The sequence below is a fragment of the Borrelia hispanica CRI genome, from assembly GCF_000500065.1.
Lineage (GTDB): Bacteria > Spirochaetota > Spirochaetia > Borreliales > Borreliaceae > Borrelia > Borrelia hispanica.
In genome coordinates this window covers 1-332 of record NZ_AYOU01000099.1, presented here as the reverse complement: position 1 = coordinate 332, position 332 = coordinate 1, and the positions used below count along the sequence as shown (strand labels likewise).

The following is a 332-nucleotide window of genomic DNA, read 5'->3' as shown; positions in this document are numbered from 1 at the left end:
TTGATTATAATACTCTTCAGAATTTTTTATTATTTCAATATTGATTCTTATAATCTCTTCAAGTTCAGATAATAGTTTAATAGCTTCGTTTTGTTCCATTCTGTTTATACTTGCTTCATATAAAGAAAAAATGTAATTAACTACTTTCAAAAAGATATTTGTATAAGTAGATGTATTTTTATCATTATTATTTTTTTGTAGAAGTTCTGTAAATTTATTTAGTATGTCAATACCTATTTTTGCTGTGCTTAAATTCATTTATAGTTCTCTCCTAATAATTTTGTAATATTTATAATTTATTGTTTTGTATGATTTTTTGGATTTGAGGGAGC

1 protein-coding gene is annotated in these 332 nt (G+C 21.7%); it reads right to left on the bottom strand.

Going from position 1 to position 332, the window contains the following annotated elements:
• Positions 1 to 258, bottom strand: a 258-nt coding sequence (locus U880_RS09980; RefSeq protein ID WP_038359042.1) for a hypothetical protein, incomplete at its 3' end; no start/stop codon positions are given.
• Between the last annotated feature and the right edge of the window lie 74 nt (positions 259 to 332).